This window comes from Bifidobacterium miconis, from assembly GCF_019331735.1.
In the GTDB taxonomy this organism is placed as follows: Bacteria; Actinomycetota; Actinomycetes; order Actinomycetales; family Bifidobacteriaceae; genus Bifidobacterium; species Bifidobacterium miconis.
On sequence record NZ_JAHBBH010000050.1, the window covers coordinates 1 to 17,368 of the forward strand.

At 64.3% G+C, this 17,368-nt stretch carries 12 protein-coding genes and 3 pseudogenes; 8 read left to right on the forward strand and 7 right to left on the reverse strand.

Annotated features, from left to right (window positions below):
* Nucleotides 1-95: pseudogene (locus tag KIH79_RS12985) on the reverse strand (Lrp/AsnC family transcriptional regulator); the annotation flags it as partial.
* Between the two features lie 21 nt (nt 96-116).
* Between KIH79_RS12985 and KIH79_RS12990 the strand changes: the two are divergent.
* From KIH79_RS12990 to KIH79_RS11605, 3 genes and pseudogenes are all read left to right on the forward strand, one after another.
* A pseudogene (locus KIH79_RS12990) lies at nt 117-290 on the forward strand (Lrp/AsnC ligand binding domain-containing protein); the annotation flags it as partial.
* 30 nt (nt 291-320) lie between these two features.
* A complete protein-coding gene (locus KIH79_RS11600) occupies nt 321-761 on the forward strand; it encodes a chorismate mutase (RefSeq protein WP_033494450.1) in 441 nt (146 codons plus the stop codon).
* Nucleotides 762-924: 163 nt separating this feature from the next.
* Entirely contained in the window at nt 925-3,360 is a 2,436-nt protein-coding gene (locus KIH79_RS11605; protein ID WP_219059523.1) for a hypothetical protein, read from the forward strand.
* A gap of 46 nt (nt 3,361-3,406) precedes the next feature.
* Here KIH79_RS11605 and KIH79_RS11610 read toward each other — a convergent pair whose 3' ends face one another.
* Complete coding sequence (locus tag KIH79_RS11610) at nt 3,407-3,874, reverse strand: hypothetical protein (protein WP_219059524.1); 468 nt, start codon at nt 3,872-3,874, stop codon at nt 3,407-3,409.
* A 63-nt stretch (nt 3,875-3,937) separates the two neighbouring features.
* The gene (locus KIH79_RS11615) at nt 3,938-4,447 is read right to left on the reverse strand and encodes a DUF2087 domain-containing protein (protein WP_219059525.1); all 510 of its coding nucleotides are present in this window, start codon (nt 4,445-4,447) and stop codon (nt 3,938-3,940) included.
* A 130-nt stretch (nt 4,448-4,577) separates the two neighbouring features.
* Here KIH79_RS11615 and KIH79_RS11620 point away from each other — a divergent pair, with 130 nt between their 5' ends.
* On the forward strand, nt 4,578-5,729 hold the full coding sequence (locus tag KIH79_RS11620) for an MFS transporter (protein WP_219059526.1): 1,152 nt from the start codon (nt 4,578-4,580) through the stop codon (nt 5,727-5,729).
* A 597-nt stretch (nt 5,730-6,326) separates the two neighbouring features.
* Here KIH79_RS11620 and valS read toward each other — a convergent pair.
* The 3 genes from valS to KIH79_RS11635 all read right to left on the reverse strand — a co-directional run bounded on the left by valS (nt 6,327) and on the right by KIH79_RS11635 (nt 11,602).
* A complete protein-coding gene (gene valS, locus KIH79_RS11625) occupies nt 6,327-9,095 on the reverse strand; it encodes a valine--tRNA ligase (protein ID WP_219059527.1) in 2,769 nt (922 codons plus the stop codon).
* A 153-nt stretch (nt 9,096-9,248) separates the two neighbouring features.
* The gene (locus KIH79_RS11630) at nt 9,249-10,781 is read right to left on the reverse strand and encodes an ABC transporter substrate-binding protein (protein WP_219059528.1); all 1,533 of its coding nucleotides are present in this window, start codon (nt 10,779-10,781) and stop codon (nt 9,249-9,251) included.
* A 59-nt stretch (nt 10,782-10,840) separates the two neighbouring features.
* The gene (locus KIH79_RS11635) at nt 10,841-11,602 is read right to left on the reverse strand and encodes a hypothetical protein (RefSeq protein ID WP_219059529.1); all 762 of its coding nucleotides are present in this window, start codon (nt 11,600-11,602) and stop codon (nt 10,841-10,843) included.
* Nucleotides 11,603-12,039: 437 nt separating this feature from the next.
* On the opposite strand from KIH79_RS11635, the gene KIH79_RS11640 reads away from it, so the two are divergent.
* Nucleotides 12,040-12,819, forward strand: coding sequence for a winged helix-turn-helix transcriptional regulator (locus tag KIH79_RS11640; RefSeq protein ID WP_219059530.1), 780 nt, complete (start codon nt 12,040-12,042; stop codon nt 12,817-12,819).
* Nucleotides 12,820-12,825: 6 nt separating this feature from the next.
* Nucleotides 12,826-13,491: an endonuclease III gene (nth, locus tag KIH79_RS11645; RefSeq protein WP_219059531.1), complete on the forward strand. Its 666-nt coding sequence runs from the start codon at nt 12,826-12,828 to the stop codon at nt 13,489-13,491.
* Between the two features lie 116 nt (nt 13,492-13,607).
* On the opposite strand, the gene KIH79_RS11650 is transcribed toward nth, so the two are convergent.
* Nucleotides 13,608-14,636 carry a LacI family DNA-binding transcriptional regulator gene (locus tag KIH79_RS11650; protein ID WP_219059532.1) on the reverse strand — a complete coding sequence of 343 codons (1,029 nt, stop codon included), beginning with the start codon at nt 14,634-14,636 and terminating at the stop codon, nt 13,608-13,610.
* A gap of 371 nt (nt 14,637-15,007) precedes the next feature.
* On the opposite strand from KIH79_RS11650, the gene KIH79_RS11655 reads away from it, so the two are divergent.
* Both KIH79_RS11655 and KIH79_RS11660 read left to right on the forward strand, forming a co-directional pair.
* Nucleotides 15,008-16,633 (forward strand): type 2 periplasmic-binding domain-containing protein, encoded by a 1,626-nt coding sequence (locus tag KIH79_RS11655; RefSeq protein WP_219059533.1) that lies wholly within the window; start codon nt 15,008-15,010, stop codon nt 16,631-16,633.
* A gap of 551 nt (nt 16,634-17,184) precedes the next feature.
* A pseudogene (locus tag KIH79_RS11660) lies at nt 17,185-17,368 on the forward strand (hypothetical protein); the annotation flags it as partial.

Genomic DNA, 17,368 nt, shown 5'->3' on the forward strand with positions numbered 1-17,368 from the left:
GGCAGGCCACGCTGGTCGTGGTCGATGACCGCGCTGTAGCCCTTGATCACGCCGCGCTTTTCGAGTTTTTGCACGCGCGACTGCACGGTGGACACGGACAGCCCGGTCGCTTTGGCGAGCTGCGCGACGTGGACGGCGTCGTCTCCTGCTACTCCGTCGCCGGCGCGCCCAGCTTCATCCTGCTTGTGCGCGTCGCCACGCCGGCCAAACTCGAGGAACTGCTCAACCTCATCCACCGCACCGTGCCGGTGAGTACGGAAAGCACTGTCATCCTCAAAACCTACTTCTGACGCGCCGCATCCGGTGATAGTCTTGCAACCATGAGCGAAACGCAAGAAACTCAGTCCGAAGGCGGCGACTGGCTGCCCGCGACGGACGCCACGCAGCCCATCGAATCCGAAACGGTGATCGACTCGGCCACGGCGGCCGACGATCCCGAAACCGCGCAGATCGTGGCGAAAATCAAGTCGCTGCGCCAATCCATCGACAACGTGGACACGGCCATCGTCTCCCTGCTGGCCGAACGGTTCAAGTACACGTCGCAGGTTGGCGTGCTCAAGGCGCGTGCCGGCTTTGCGCCCGCCGACTACAAGCGCGAGGACTATCAGATCGAACGTTTGCACCGCATCGCGGTCGCGGCCGGACTCGACCCGGACATCGCCGAAATGTACCGCGAGTTCGTCGTCACCGAGGCGAAGAAGCGCCATGCGCGCATTGCGGCCGCCGGCGGCGACCCGGGCGTGCTCGACGTGTTCGCCTGATGCGCGCGGTGTGCGGCCCGACGCGTGCCGCGCTGTCCGGTCGGCTGATTACACAAGACAGTTGACACAGTGTCATATGGCGGATGCCGTGACGGTCGGCTCGTGTGCCGGCTGACGTGGGTCCGTCGACTGATCGGTTGACCGGACGAACGGAGGCGGCGATATGGGATACGTCGGGCGCGCGATGGCGCGATGCGGCTGCACGCTGGTCGTGTTCGTCGCCGGCGTGGCCATGATCGGCGCAGGCTCCGGCGCGGCGATGACGGGTGTCGGCATGACGGCGCAGGCCGCCAGCCGCTATCTGCACCATGACGTGTTCGCCGCGGTCGCGCAGCCGTCGGTCGGGGGCAACGTGCTGACGAACATGCTGTTCGGCCTGTCCGGCGTATCCGGTGGTGTCTATCTGACGAACAGTGCCGCTTCCGGCGATAGTTCCGGCGGCGTTTCAGACAATACGGCCGATAATACAGTCGGCAATGATTCCGGCAAGGATTCCGGCGCGCGCGTGACGCGCAACGACGCGTCCGCGGAGGCGCTGCCGTGGACGGTCCGCGTCGACTATTCGTTGGACGGCCCGCAGAAAACCGCCGCGGAAGTCGCCGGCGCAAGCGGACTGGTCAGCGTGCGCGTCATTGTCGAACGCAATCCGATCGCCTCGCGCGACATCGCGGCGCAGGCCGAACGACTCGTGCCGATGGTCGCGTTCACCATACCGTCCGACGTCGCCAACGACATCAGTGCCAACGATGGCACGATCGTCGTGCAGCACGGTTCCGACATGCTCGTCACGGCCGTGGGCAAGGCCGGCGGGCACGTCGCCGACGACGGCGGCATCGTCGAGGATCTCGCCGAAGGCAACGTCGACGGCACGTCCGATCGCACGGTGCTCGACATGCGCATCTATCTCACTGCGACGAAGTTCTCCATGAGCGCCGTCACGTTCGCCGCAGTGCCGGCCGGCGACGCGGCAACGTTCGCATCGCAGGTCAACGATCTTGCCGCACGCGCGGCGTCACTCACCGACTCGGCCACCGGCGCGAGCAGTCAGGGCAACGACGCGCTCATTACTGAGCTCACCGCCCTGCGCGACCACGAACGCGAACTGGCGAAAACCACGATCGCCGCACGCACCGCAGCGCACCGTCAGGCCTTCGACGCGTACATGGCCGCATATGTCGGCTCCTACACCACGCACCTGTCCGGCTCGATCGGCACCTCCACGCAACTGCCGGCGCTCATCGGCACCGCCAAGGAACTCAGTGGCGACACCCCGCTCGCCACCGCCGTGGTCGACCTCGCCAACGCGGTCAACTCGGTCAGCGCCGCGCACCGGCACACCGGAGCGGCCGACGAAGTCGATGCAATCATTCGCAGAATCCGGCAGCAGGGCACCAGCGGACTGGTGACCGAACTCAAACAGCAGGCCGGCACCGAGGCGACGCAAGGTTCCAAAGGCTACAGCGACGGGCAATCGCAGCTCTCGCAGGCCATGATCCCGTATTCGATGGCGTACACCGACACGTACACCAAGCATTTGAGTGCGTTCACCGGCGGCACGTCGGCCGGGGCGGCTGCCTATCAGCAGCAGGCGATCGAGGCGACCAACGCCGACTTCACGTCCGTCTCGGACCTCAAGGACGATCAGGCCAAGGTCGATGCGGCGATGAGCGCGCTCGCCACTGCCAGCGAACACACGGGCAAGGCGCAGGCGATCCAACAGCTACTGCTGCGGTACGAGGACGAGTTCGAGAACGGGGACGATTCCGGCTCGGCGGCGGATGCGGCCGATGGCGCGGCCGATGATGTTGCCGGCGCGGGTGACGCGTCGAACGGTACGGACAAAACCACCGACGACGATGCAGATACGGGCGCCGGTGAGCATGGCGCTTTGTCTGCGGGCGGTTCCGGCGCAGGCTCACGGTCGCTGATGTCGTTGACGGCGTCGCGCAACAGCATCGCCGCGACCGTTGAAACCAAGCGGCAGCAGGCGCTTGTCAAAGCCCGGCGCAAGGCCGCGGCCGAACAGCGCAAAGCGCAGAATGCTGGTCAGATCACCAGTCTGGTGGACGACAACGTCGCCATGAGCAAGGACGACGTGATGAGCTTCGCCGGCGGCGTCGCCTCGCTCGGCGGGGGAGCGGGGTCCGGCGAGGGATCCGGTTCATCGGGCGGTTCATCGGCAAGCGCCTCATCGAACGGCGACGGTTCGGCAGAAGCGGCGGGCGGAACATCGGACAAGTCGGGCACGGCCGGTTCATCCGGCGGCACGGGAACGGACTCCGCCGTTTTCAACTCCGGCGACTCCGGCAGCGGGGCAAACGAGTCCGGGCAATCCGGCACATCGTCGTCATCCGCCGCGGCGTTGGACGACACCCCGTCCGTCGCCTACGGCATGCGCGGCATGGACTCCGCGACCCTGCTCATTCCCGGCGGCGACGGTCATATCAGCGAAACACTGGCTATTGGTGACTCCGCCGACGTGCTCGCCGCCGCGGTCAAGGCGCTGCAGGACAACGGCAAGCTCGCCGACCTTGCCGGTCAGACAAACGGTGGCGACGCGACCGATGCCACCGCACGCTTCCTCATTGTGGCGCAATAGGCGAAAGCGTGCCGATGCGCGGCAGAGGTCGGAAGGCGAAAGTCGTTCAGATATCCTGATCGAAACGGACCTGACGGCCGCCGGTTTCCATGTCGACGCTGCCGGAAATGAGTTCAATCAGCTGCTGGACGAGCGGGAAAATCAGGAACGTGCCGCCGATCGACCACAGGTTCAGAAAAATCGTGGACATGCCCATCGGCACAAGCACGATGCGAGCGGCCACCATCAGCGAGCCGATGATCGGGAACAGCATGTGGAAGAAGAATCCGAAATGGCGTTTGGTCTTGTGCTGGTGCCATGCGACGAACAGCAGCGGGACGATCACGGTCCACGCGCCGGCGGTCATGACGATCTCGCGGACCACGCCGGGCGCGCCCTTGCCGGGCATGAACATCGAGATCGCCAGCAGCACGAAGCCGATCCCCACCGCGCGCTTCAGCGGTTTGTCGTTGATGACCTCATCCGCCGACAGATCGTCGACCTGATCGTTGATGTCCACGCTCGCACTGCTCATCGCAACCCCCAATAATCGTGTCAATCATACCGCCGTGTCGGGTCTTGCGTAGTAGGGACTCCGTTATGCGGTTGTGACGGTTGAGGCGGTTTCGGCGGTGAGATCGCCGCGCCAATAACGGGAACCGTCTTCGGCGCGGAGGATCAGACCGCGATCGATCAGATAGCGGCGGATTTCCGCGGCGTCGTCGACCAGCATCGACAAGCGTGCGGTCAACTCCGCTTCGGTCAGCCATGTGCGCGCACCCAGATTCTCGAACACGCGCTCGCTGATCGCGCGCAACATTGCCTCACGTTCTGCATCTGACTGTGGGAACGAATGGATGCGGTTCATGAGCAGGATGCCTTGATCGGACATGAGCTCGTTGAGCCGGTTCTGCGCTTTGGACAGACCCGCCACGGAAAATTCCGCGTCGTCCGACAGCCAGCTCAGCTGCTTCAACGGACCGGCCACGCCCGACGGATCGCCGGCCAGCACCTTCGCCAAATCATCGCGCAGCTTCGGCGTCCGCAGCACGCTCAGCAGCATGCGGCATTCTCGCAGCGTGTCCTGTGTTTCTGGGCATGCGGTCATTGTCGTTCTCCTTGTTGGTTCCTCCGCGGCCGTGTCGCGGCACCTGCTGTCCAGACGCCGTGACAACGTTTGCCTGTCTTCGCTCCCGCGAAGTGTGCAGTTGTTATGGTATCTGATGGGGGGGGGGGATTTGCTCGCTAAGCGATACAACACATTGGTGTATTTTGGCCAAGGCTGCTTTCTGGCGTATTACGTGATCGCGTTTCGGCAGGCCGGACTGTCGCTGGCGTTGATCGCCGTCGCGAATTCATTGTTCGACGTCATGTCGGTGATCTGCGAATTGCCGACGTCGGTGCTGTTCGACAAGTGGTCGGGCAAGAAAATCATGGTGTTTGGTGCGGCTGCACGGTTGGCCGGCTTCGTCTGCTTTCTGATCGATTCGTCGAATTTCTGGGTGGTCGTGGCCGGCGAATTGCTGACCGGATTCGGTTCGTCCACGGAAACCGGCGCCGCGTCCGCTCTGTACGTCGCTGAACAGGAAGAACGGGAGCGGAAGAACGGTACAAGCAGCCAAACCGAAACGAAACTTGCCGAACTGGGCGAGGCCATTGGCTTGTCCGTGATCGCCGGTGGCGCGGTCGGTGCGGTGTTGTATGCCGTCGCGCCTTCGCTGATCTGGGTCGGTGCCGGCGCGGCATACATGCTGGCGATCGTCACACTGCTGCGTATGCCCGACATGACGGTTTCGCATGGCGACGGTTCGGCGACATTGCACACGTTGTTCAACGATATGTGGCGGTCTGTGACAGCTGGCATTCGTGTGCCTGAATGCTGGATGGTCGTGGCGTTGGACGTCGGTGCGATGTCGACCGCCATGCTTTGGCCATTGCTGCTCGGTAACGATTACAGCACGATGTGGCTGCAGCTGATCGGGTTGATTGCGATGAATGGCGGTACGGCATTGGCCGGACGATTGGGCAGACGGTTCGTGTCCACGCCGACGCGTTTGACGGGATATCTGTTGGCCGACGCGACGTGCATTGCGATTACGGCTTGGATCGGCAATGATGCGCTGATGATCGTCGCGTTCTTCGCAAGCGTATGCGCGCACGGCATGGCGATGAACGTGTTCTGTGGCAAGGTGTACGCGCGGGTGAATCCTGACGAGCGTGCGTCCGTGATGTCGGTCGTGTCCTTGCTGGCCACGCTGTGCATTGCGATATTGCAGCCGCTGGTCGGATTGCTGGGCCAATCCCACCTGCAGCTGGCAGCCATGTGTACCATCCCGGTGTTTCTCGTCCCGATGGTGTACATCCTCATAAATGGAAAATCCCGGTCCTGACCGGATTCCCTGCCAGTGGGATCGAAGGTCTGACCTGCAATCAACAGATTGTGGACATGGACGGGACATGTAGAGGCCGAAAATGGCCTGTTCGTGGTCGGTCTATGCCCACGATCGTGCAAATGGTCGGTCTATGCCCACGACCGGCGCGGCATAATGTACCGCTTATGCCCGCGAATGGGTGGAATCGGGCGGATTTCCTTGCCGTTGGGTCTTGCCGCTATGCGTAAATGTACGGTCTATGCCCACGACTATTTCTCGATTCTCCTCAAGAAGACGATCGACAGGATGGTTGTGGGCATAGACGGTACAACAAGGACGATATGCCAGAGAACATGGTGCGCAGAAGACACATGTGCAGAAGACGCGTCCTTGCATTACGTCGGAAAATACGTCAGGGGGCGACCGGGAAATTCTTCCGGTCGCCCCCTGACGATGCGGTTTGCCGTGAAGGTTGATTGCCAGCCTAGCGCTTTGCCGGATGTAATGTGAAGGGTTTTGACTACCCCTCAGTCACTGCGTGCCAGCTCCCTGACAAGGGGAGCCGAGAAAACCAAGAACACCGCAGTCAAAATCCGACAGAGCGCCAGAGAAGGCTCACTTCTTCTTTGCCGGCGGCTCGCCGAGTTCGCTGTCCTCGACGATCACGGCGACGGCGGCGTCCGCTTCGGCCTTGGCCTGAGCGGCGGCGTCGACGGCCGCGGCGACCGCCTCATGGGCGGCCTTGGCGGCTGCGGCGGCGCGCACGAAGGAGATGCGTCCGACCACGCGGCCGGCTTCGGCGATGTCGTTGATCGCGCCCTCGAGGGATTCGCGCACGTCGTCGGCCACGCCGAGGCTGACCGACAGGATCGGCGTCTTCATCGAGACCTTGGCCTTCGACTTGATGCCGCGCAGCGCGGCCAGCGCCTCGCCGGCGTGGGCGAGCAGCTCCGGCGACACCTTGAACGCGGCGGCCTCGTACACATCCGGGGTCGGCCATGCGGCGCGGTGCACCGAACCGGAGCCCTCGTGCATCCAGCTCCACACTTCTTCGGTGGCGTACGGCAGGTACGGGGCGAGCAGGCGCGCGAACGCGTCAAGGCCCAGACCCAGCGCGGTGCGAGCGGACTTGGTCGCGGCCTCGGAGGGCACGTGGCCGGTCGCGTCGGCGGTGCCGTAGGCGCGGTTCTTGACGAGCTCGATGTAGTCGTCGCAGAACTGCCAGAAGTAGTTCTCGATGACCTCAAGCGCCTTGGAATGCTCGTAGGATTCGAGCGCCTCGGTGGCCTGGCGCACCACGAGCGCCATCTTCGCCATGGCGGCGCGGTCGAGCGGCTCGGTCACGTCGGCCGGGTTCCATGCGGCAACGGCCGGCGAGCCCACGTGATGGTTCTCGTCCTCGCGGCCGATCGCCAGCGCGAACTTGGTCGCGTTGAGCAGCTTGATCGCCAGACGGCGGCCGATCTTCATCTGGCCTTCGTCGTACGTGGCATCGAGGCCGAGGCGGGCGGCGGCGGCCCAGTAGCGCACCGCGTCGGCGCCGAACTGCTTGATCGGCTTGTCCGGCACGACGACGTTGCCCTTGGACTTCGACATCTTCTTGTGGTCCGGGTCGAGGATCCAGCCCGACAGGGTCGCGTTCGCCCACGGCAGGCACTTGTTCTCGAGGTGCGCGCGGTCGACGGTGGAGAACAGCCAAGTGCGGATGATGTCCTGTCCCTGCGGGCGCAGATCCATCGGGAACGTGGCCTTGAACAGCGCCTTGGACGCCTCGTCCGGCTCTTCCCAGTGGGTCACGATCTGCGGGGTGAGCGACGAGGTCGCCCACGTGTCCATGATGTCCGGTTCGGCGGTGAAGCCGCCGGGCACGTCGCGCTGCTCCGCCGTGTAGCCGGCCGGCACGTCGATGGTCGGATCGATCGGCAGGATATCCTCGCTCGGCGTGATCGGGTGATCGTAGTCGGCGGAGCCGTCGGCCTTGACCGGGTACCACAGCGGGAACGGCACGCCGAAGAAGCGCTGGCGGGAGATCAGCCAGTCGCCGTTGAGGCCATGCACCCAGTTCTCGTAGCGCACGCGCATGAAGTCCGGGTGGAAGTTGAGCTCCTTGCCGCGCTCGATGAGCTCCGCGTTCAGCTTCGCGTCGGTGCCGCCGTTCTTGAGGTACCACTGGCGGGAGGTGACGATTTCGAGCGGCTTGTCACCCTTCTCGTAGAAGTTCGTCATACGCTTGGTCGGCGTCGGCTCGCCGTCCAGATCGCCGGATTCGCGCAGGTGGTCGACGATGATCTTGCGGGCGGAGAACGTGGTCTTGCCGGCCGTTTCCGCGAAGATCTCGCGACCGGCAGGATCTTCGATCCAGTCCGGCGTATCCATGACTATGCGGCCGTTGCGCTGGATGATCGAACGGGTCGGCAGGTTCAGATCGCGCCACCACTGCACGTCGGTCACGTCGCCGAAGGTGCAGCACATCGCGATGCCGGCGCCCTTGTCCATCTCGGCGGCCGGATGCGCGAGGATCGGCACCTTCACCTTGAACAGCGGCGAGTACACGTACTGGCCGAAGTACTGCTTGTAGCGGTCGTCGTCCGGGTTCGCGATCAGCGAGGTGCAGGCCGCGAGCAGCTCCGGACGGGTCGTCTCGATGTAGATCGGCGTGCCGTCCTCGAAACGGAACGCGACCTTGTGGTAGAAGCCCGGGTATTCGCGCGACTCGAGCTCGGCCTGGGCCACGGCGGTCTGGAACGTCACGTCCCACAGGCCCGGCGCGTCCTTCTGGTACGCCTCGCCGCGGGCGAGGTTACGCAGGAACGCCTTCTGCGCCACGCGCTGCGGGTGCTCGCCGATGGTGTGGTAGGTCTGCGACCAGTCGATCGACAGGCCGAGGGAACGCCACAGCGCCTCGAATTGCTTCTCGTCCTGCGCGGTGAGCTTCTCGCACAGCTCGATGAAGTTGCGGCGGGAAATCGGCACCTGATCCTTGGCGTCGATCTTCTTGCCGTCGGTGCCCTCGAACGGCGGCACGAAATCCGGGTCGTACGGCATGGAGGTGTCCACGCGCACGCCGTAGTAGTTCTGCACGCGGCGTTCGGTCGGCAGGCCGTTGTCGTCCCAGCCCATCGGGTAGAACACGTCGTAGCCGCGCATGCGCTTGTAGCGCGCGATCACGTCGGTGTGCGTGTAGGAGAACACGTGGCCGACGTGCAGATGGCCGGAAACGGTGGGCGGCGGGGTGTCGATCGAATACACGGCCTTGCGGTCGCGCGTGTTGTTGAACTTGTAGGTGCCCTGCTCGTCCCAGACGGCACGCCACTTGTCTTCGAGACCGTCCACGCCCACCTTGTCGGGCAATGGGGTCAGATTTGCGTTGATGATTTCGGTCATACGCGCGATTTTATGCGGCTTAGGTGACAAGGGGTGCGTGCGGGAGAGGCCCGTCGCCCCGGTTGCGCGTCGACCGCGCCGCTCCGGCTGCCCGCCACCCAGTCGCCACCCGGTCACCACCCGGTCGTCGCCTGATCGCAGTCTGCCCGCCCGCTACTTGGCCGTGAGCTTGGCGAGCGGCAGATAGTCGTCCGTCATGTTCTTCGGCAGTCCGCTCACGCCCGTGCCGGCCGCCGCGAACGTCTTGCGCGAGTACAGCCAGTCGGCCGCCGCATCCTGGCTCACCGTCTTGGCGAACGTCTTCATGCGCGACTGGTAGTCGGCGTCGTTCGTCGCCGCCATCGCGCTCTTGTACGCGTCCTGCACGGTGCCGTTCGTGTACCGGAACACGTTGTCCGACGTGCCGAATTCGGCCGCGTCCGCGTCGCTCGCCGTGAGCGCCATCGTGTACTGCCCGTCCTTGATCCGCTGCACGACGGTCGCCGCGTCGAACGTCTGCAGGTTGGTCGCGATGCCGACCGAGCGCAGGTAGCCGGCGACGGTGTCGCCGATCGACTGGTATTCGGTCGGCACCACAAGCTCGACCGTGCCGAAGTACGCGGATCCGGTCGCGAAGTACGCGATCATCTGCGCGGCCTTGACCTGATCGAACGGGAACAGGCCGCTCAGATCCTCGTACCCCTCTTCCAACGGGCCGATCGGGCCGCCGAGCGCGCCGGCTGAGTCGCCGGCCGCATCGGCGATCGACTTCGCGTCGATGGCGTAGCGGATCGCCTGCCGCGCCTGCACGTCGGAGAAGATCGAATTCGTGTCGTTGTTGAGCGCGAGCATCACCTTGGTCGTCGACGTGCCGGATTCGACCTTCCACGACGACTGTCCGTCGAGCTGTTTGACGGCGTTCGCGTCGGACGTGAATAACGCGTTCGCCTCGCCGCCGAGCGCGGCCTTGGCCAGCGCGTCGCCGTTCGCGTAGTACTTGAGCGTAACCGTTTTCACCCCGGCCGGGTCGCCCCAGTACCGGTCGTTGCGTTCGAGCGTGACCGACTGGCCCTTGGAGAAACCGTCGACCTTGAACGGTCCGGAGCCGGCCGTCTGCGTCGCGTAGTCGCCGTTCCACTCGCTGTCGTAGACGATGCCGGCGCGGTCCGCGAGCGCGCGCAGCAGCGTCGGGTCGGGCTTGGCGAGCGTGAGCGTGACCTTGGTCGGGCTCGGATTGGCGACGGACGCGAGTCCGGCGAGCGCGGTCGCGCCCTGATACTTGTTTTTGACGATCTGCTGCATGGACCAGACGACGTCGGCCGAGTCGAGCTTGTGTCCGTTGGCGAAGCGTACGCCGCGCTGGAGCGTGAAATCGTAGGTCAGGCCGTCGCTGGAGACCGTCCAGCTTTTCGCGAGGCCGGCGACGAGCTTGTTGTTCTCGTCGCGCGAGACGAGCGTTTCGTAGACGTTGCCGAGCAGCGCGCGTTCGACGTCGGTGTCTGCGTCGGTGCGGATGTCGAGCGACTGCGGGGCGTCGGTGAGACCGACGGTGACGCTTGCCGTGCTCAGATTGGACGGCGTCGCGCGGGGGAGCGTGAGGCTGCCGTCGATCCACGACCGGCCGAGCCATGCGACGAGGGACAGGACGACGACGGTCGCCACGAATACGAGCCACGAACGGAGTCCGGTGTTCTTCTGCCTGTGCATGGGCCCCAGTGTAACCGAGGGCGTCTATTCGGGGGTACGTTGCCGGCTGCGATCGACGGTTACAGCAACGCGACGATGATGGACGCGAGCGGGATGAGCGGGCCGGCGAGCATCGTCGGCAGCGCGATGATGCCGATCCACGGGGCGTGCGCGCGCTCATCCGGGTCGGCTTCGATGGTCCACCAGATCGAGGCGAGGGCAAGGGCCAGCATGAGCACGATCACGACGATCACGGACAGGAACATGGCCGTGTTTGAGGCGCCTGCGTCGGGCAGGGCCATGTAGTGGGGCAAAAACAGCCAGCCGGGGGCGGCGATCATCGCCACGCCGTCGAGCACGCTGTGCGACAGGCCGCGGATCAGATGCGAGCGTTCGGCGCGCGCCATCTGACGGATGAACGAGACGATGATGAGCGCGACGAGCAGTCCGCCCACGCCGGCGAACCATGCGGACTCGTTGCGCACGGCGGCCGGCATGTCCGCGGCGCGCTCGCCGAACAGTCCGAACACGGCCCACGACAGCAGTCCGGCATTGCCCGCGAAGCAGAGCGACGCCGCGCCGGCGATCGCCGCGATCACGCGTCCCGGAACGCCGTCGCGCAGCGGCGAACAGACCAGAAACGCGACCATCAGCGCCGCCGTCCAGACCGTCAGGCCGACCGTGCCGGCGCCGCCGAACGTCAGCGCCAGCATCGCCATCAGCGGCAGCAGCGCGAAGCTGGCCGCGTATCGCCCGGGGAACGGCGCGTGCGCGCCGGCCGGAACCGTGCCGGTCGTCTCAGTCGAACGCGAGTCCGCGCCGCCCTGCTGATGTTCTGCCATGTTTCGCTCCCAGCCATCGTCACCGCGCGTATCGCGACCTTCCGCACGCGAACGGCCGGTACGTCGAGGCCGGCGGTTGCCGGCTGACGGCGGCCGCCGCGGCCGAGACCGGACACGGGGCTGTTGTCGTTCCTATCGCGTCCATCCTATCGCGCAGACGGGTCCCGCGTCGTCCCGCGACGTCCCGCGACGTCCCGCGGCGCGCGTGGGGAACCGGATCGACGCGCGTACCGGGTCCGATTGCGTCCCGGTCCGTGGCCGAGCGCGCGATCCCGCGGAATCGGGGCCTTTTGGCGGCGGATCTTGAGCCGAACCGGCGCACATTGTGTCCATATTGTGCGCGTAGAATAAAGCACCAACGTGCAAGCCGGTACGATGACCGGTAATACGTGAACGCGAACACACTAGGGGGCGATGAAGTGACGGATCTTACGCTGATGACGTTCGCCGCAGATCCGGCGACGGTGTTGCCGTCCCTCGCCCTGCTGTCGCACCGCGTGCGCGTGCTGCCGATGGACGCGGCCTCGCTGGTGAAAATGCCCGAGAACACGATCCTGTTCATCGACGCGCGCGACGATCTTGCTTCGGCCAAGACGCTGTGCCGGCTCATCCATGCGTCCGGCCTGTCCACGCCGATCGTGCTGATTCTTACCGAAGGCGGCTTCACGGTCGTCAACTCCACGTGGGGCATCGCCGACGTGGTCGTTTCCACCGCGTCCCCGGCCGAGGTCGAGGGTCGTCTGCGGCTCGTGTCCGAGCGCGGTAACTCGCCGCTGGGCGGCGCGGGCGCGAACGCTGCCGGCGGCGAATCCGGCACGGTGTCGGCCGACGGTCAGATCCGCTCCGGCGACCTCGTGGTGGACACGAACGGCTACACCGCCTCCCTGCACGGGCATCCGATCGACCTTGCGTACAAGGAGTTCGAACTGCTCAAGTACCTCGTGCAGCATCCCGGCCGCGTGTTCACGCGCGCGCAGCTGCTGCAGGAAGTGTGGGGCTACGACTACTACGGCGGCACGCGCACGGTCGACGTGCACATCCGTCGTCTGCGCGCCAAGCTCGGCGGCGAATACGAGCATCTCATCGGCACCGTGCGCAACGTCGGCTACCGTTTCGACCCGCCGGAGGGCGACGCCGAAGGGGCCGCTCCGGGGCAATCCGCGCCGTCCTCGTCTGCTTCGTCGTCGGCTCCGTCCGCGTCGGGCGACGCCGACTGACCTGCCATGCCCCGCGAGACGAAACGCGCGCGGCTCGAACGCATGCACGCCGAATACGCGTTGCTGTGCGAGGAGATCCCTGCGCCGAAGTGCGCGCTCAATTTCACCAATCCGTTCCAGCTGATCGTCGCGACCGTACTCAGCGCGCAGACCACCGACAAGCGTGTGAATACGGTCACCCCCGCGCTGTTCACCGCATATCCGGACGCGGCGGCGTTGGCGGCCGCCCGACCCGAGGACGTGGAGGACATCATCCGCCCGCTCGGCTTCTACCGGTCCAAGGCCGCGCATCTGCTGGGGCTGGCCGCCGGTCTCGACCATGATTTCGGCGGCGTGGTGCCGCACACGATGTCCGAGCTGACGAGTTTGCCCGGTGTGGGCCGCAAAACCGCGAACGTGGTGCTCGGCAACGCGTTCGGCATCCCCGGATTCCCCGTGGACACGCATGTGATGCGCGTGACCGGCCGGCTGCATTGGCGCAGCGACTGGCGGATCGCCAAATCCGATCCGGTCAAGGTCGAGGCCGAGATCTGCGCGTGCTTCCCGCCTCAGGAGTGGACCGATCTGTCCCACCGGCTGATTCTGCACGGCCGGGCCGTGTGTCATGCGCGCAAGCCCGACTGCGCGAACTGCCCGTTGAACGGGACATGCCCGAGCGCGGGCGTGGCGTGACGTGCGCAAATCGTTGGAGCGATGACTCTCCCAACTCTCGGCTCCCCTTGTCAGGGGAGCTGTCACGAAGTGACTGAGGGGTAGTCACGACCCGTAACGTTCAATGGTGCCACGGGTCAGGCCGATTCGCCGATGGCGAGGCGGCACTCGACCGTTTCGGTGCGGGGCTTGAGCCGTCTGTCGGGGTGGCGGATCTGCTCGATGAGCATGCTCACGGCCTTGCGGGCCATGTCGTCGAAATCGACGGCGATGGTGGACAGCGTGGGGATGCTGTACGGCTCCTGCTGGATGCCGTCGTGTCCGAATACGGCCTTGTCCTGAGGCACCCGGACGCCGGCCTCGTATAGTCCTCGGATCAGCCCGTACGCGATGAGATCGTTCATGCAGTAGAACACGTCGTATCGGTCGACGCGGCGCGTGCCGTCGGCGTCGGGCTCGCACAGGGCGCGCGCGGCCTCCAGTCCGCCCGTTATATCCCAGACGCAGGGGACGATGTCGTCCGCGGTGCCGAGCCCGCTGCCGGTCAGCAGACTCATGGTGTGCAGAATGGCCAGTTTCTGTCCGCTGATGTCGGGATCGTCCGGCTGGATGCGCCGTGCGCCGACGACGGCGATGTTGCGGTAGCCGCGGCCCTGCAGATAGCCGAACGCGATGTCGATCCCGTGGGTTTGCGGCGGCTGGACGTTGTCGAACAGCGGATCGTTGGAACGATAGTTGAGCAGCACGGTCGGATGATTGCCGAGCAGTGCGCGCAGATGCTGTTCGTCCACGTTGCTGACGTTGAGGATGAGCCCGTCGCACAAGGTGGCGTTGACCTGCTCCAGCACGTTGGTTTCGCTGTCCTGCGTGTAGCCGGTTTGCTGGATGACGGTGCGCAGCCCGTGCCGGGACGCCTCTTCGCAGATGGCATAGGCAAGGTGCGTGTAGTAGGGGTGCAGGATATTCGGCACCATGACGGCGATCGTATCGGTGCGGCCCTTCTTGAGGAAGCGCGCCGACAGGTTGGGGGAGTAGCCGAGGTCCTTGGCCGCGGTGAGCACGCGTTCCTTGGTGGCCGGCTTGACGATGTCCTCGCCGCGCATCGCCGCTCCGGCCGTGCTGAGCGAGACGCCGGCCTTGGCCGCTACGTCCTTGAGGGTTGGCATGGCTTCCTCATCATCCGTTGTTGCGTTCTGCTTTCTTCTCTGACAGGTGTCTACTATATCGCGTTGTCCAACATAGGTCGAAGCGTTGCGATTCTTGGGTTTTTCGTCGCGGTCCGCCGGTGTTCTGTGAAAGCGGTTTTATTATGGTGTGAAAGCGGTTTAGGTCCAAGGTGTTACGATGACATGTTTTCGTTGATATAGTGTCAAAAAGCTTGATTTTGCCGCAATGTTTACGCAGACACGCCGGCGGCATGCGATTTGACGAGCGCCGATTGGTGATCTTATAATCGCAGCGTTGCAGTTTGGACCATAGAAGTCCGAACATGCACGGGATTCCGGGTCAATGAAGTCGGAACAGGAAAGGAACAATCATGAACAAGGGTGTGGCTAAGAAGGCTATCTCCGGTGTCGCCGCCGCTGGTGCCGCCGCGATGCTGCTGACGGGCATGGCTGCCTGCGGTCAGAGCACCGCCGCCAACAAGAAGACTTCCGATGGCAAGCCGATCGTCACGATTCTGGTTCAGCAGAACACGAATCAGATCAACATCAAGGACATGACGTGGGCCAAGCAGCTGGAGGAGGAGTCCGGCGCGAAGATCGAGTGGAAGACCGTGCTCGACACCGCGTGGGGCCAGCAGAAGAACGCCTCTCTGGCCGCGAACGACATCGCCGATCTGAACATCCGCGCCTACCACCCGGACGACGCCGCGCAGAACCCGAGCGCCTTCGAGGATCTGACCGACGACATCGACAAGATGCCGAACGTGAAGAAGTTCTTCGAGGAGAAGCCGGTCGCCAAGAAGTTCGTCGATGTGGACGGTAAGGTGTACACGCTGCCGTCCGACCGAGGCAAGGGCTTCGCGGCCTCCGGCCAGCACATGATGATCAACAAGACCTGGCTCGACAAGCTCGGCCTGAAGGTGCCTACCACGTGGGACGAGCTGACCAAGGTCCTTGAAGCCTTCAAGACCCAGGACCCGAACGGCAACGGCAAGGCCGACGAAATCCCGATGAACCTGCGCGCCCTGCCGACCGATACGCTGGCCGGCTGGTGGAGCCCGTTCCTGTTCCTCAACTCCACCGGCATCGCCACGCACTACAACTCGGGCCCGTCCCAGCAGGGCTACTATGTCGAGAACGGTAAGGTCGGCAACGTGATGCAGACCGAGCAGTTCCGTCAGGTGCTCGACTATCTCGCCACGCTCACCAAGGAAGGCCTCGCCCCGAAGGATTGGGTGACCACCGACAAGTACGACTCCCGCAATCAGGTCGGCGGCAACGTCGCTCAGGTCGGCGTGGTGTTCGGTTGGGATCAGACCGCGTTTGGCGCCGTCGGTTCCGACCTGTACAACCAGTACATTTCCATGGCCGTGCCGTCCGCTCCGGGCGTCTCCGCCGACAAGACCGTGTGGGATGCCTCCGGCATCTCCGGCTCCAACGAGTTCGAGGACTACCACATGGCGATGTCCGCGAATGCGGCCAACAAGGATGCCTGCCTGAAGATCATCAATTTGCTGTACTCGGAGAAGTACTCCGTGCAGCAGCTGTGGGGTTCCATTGACGACGGCTACCTGAAGAAGACCGGCGAGCACTCCTACGAGCGCACCGAGAAGTTCCAGAAGGCCGCTGACGCCGGCAAGTCCCCGACGCTTGAGGATCGTCTCGCCGGCTGGATCCCGGACGACATCACCATCAAGGGCGATTCCGGCTCCGACTCTGTGACCGCGGTGGACGAGGCCAACAAGCAGCAGTACGAAAACATTGGCGGCGAGAAGAACTACTTCCCGATCTACGTGCGCCTCGGCTCCGAGGACCAGACCACCGTGGCGAACAACAACACTACGATCTTCACCACGGTGCTGCCGCTCATCGCGAAGATGGCGCAGAACGGTGCCGACGACGCCACGTGGAAGAACCTGCAGGATCAGCTCAAGTCGCTGAACATCCAGCAGAACATCGACATCTGGCAGAAGGCGTACGACAAGTACGTGAAGTAGCAGGCCGGTGAGCGGTCGCCGGCATCCGTTGCCCGTGTTGGCAGCCGTGCCGGTGGCCGGCCAACCGCAACGTGCGACGGGCGCGGCGGAGCATGGACGTGATGCGTTCTGTTCCGCCGCGCCCGTTGTCGTATTCGGGCACATTTGTGCCGTTGCATGCGGCCATTGCGGTCGATTCAGGTCGTTGATGCCATTGCGCGACACATTGCGCGATTGGCGGACCGGTGGTTGTGACATGCGTCGCGCACATGCCGCGTACGGCGTGTATACGGTGCTGCATATGCACTGCGCATGTGCTGGCCGAACGTGATGCGCAAGAACCGGAAAATAGCTGTTTGCGCTACGCAAACATGGAAATTGCCGAGAGGCTGGAAAAGCCTTAATTACCAACGGGTAGCGGCATTTGTTTGCGTAGTTGATGTCAAATTTGGCAACACGCTATGTGATCGCTACCATTTTGTGGCATAATCGTATATGTCAGTAAAAGCCGTGACTGGCTTGGGACACTTTCGCGCGCGGAGGCGCGGAATAGGTAGGAAAGGAAAACGCCCATGAACAAGGATGTGGCGGAACGGAACGTTGCCGTTACGGCGACCGTTTCTCCTGATGGAGTGGTTGATAATACGGCTGTGCGTCGTGCGTGGCCGTTGCCGAAGAGGCTTGGTTGGCATTTTGCGCATTATTGGCAGCATTGGGTGATGGCGTTGCCGGCGATGGTGTTCGTGTTCGTGTTCG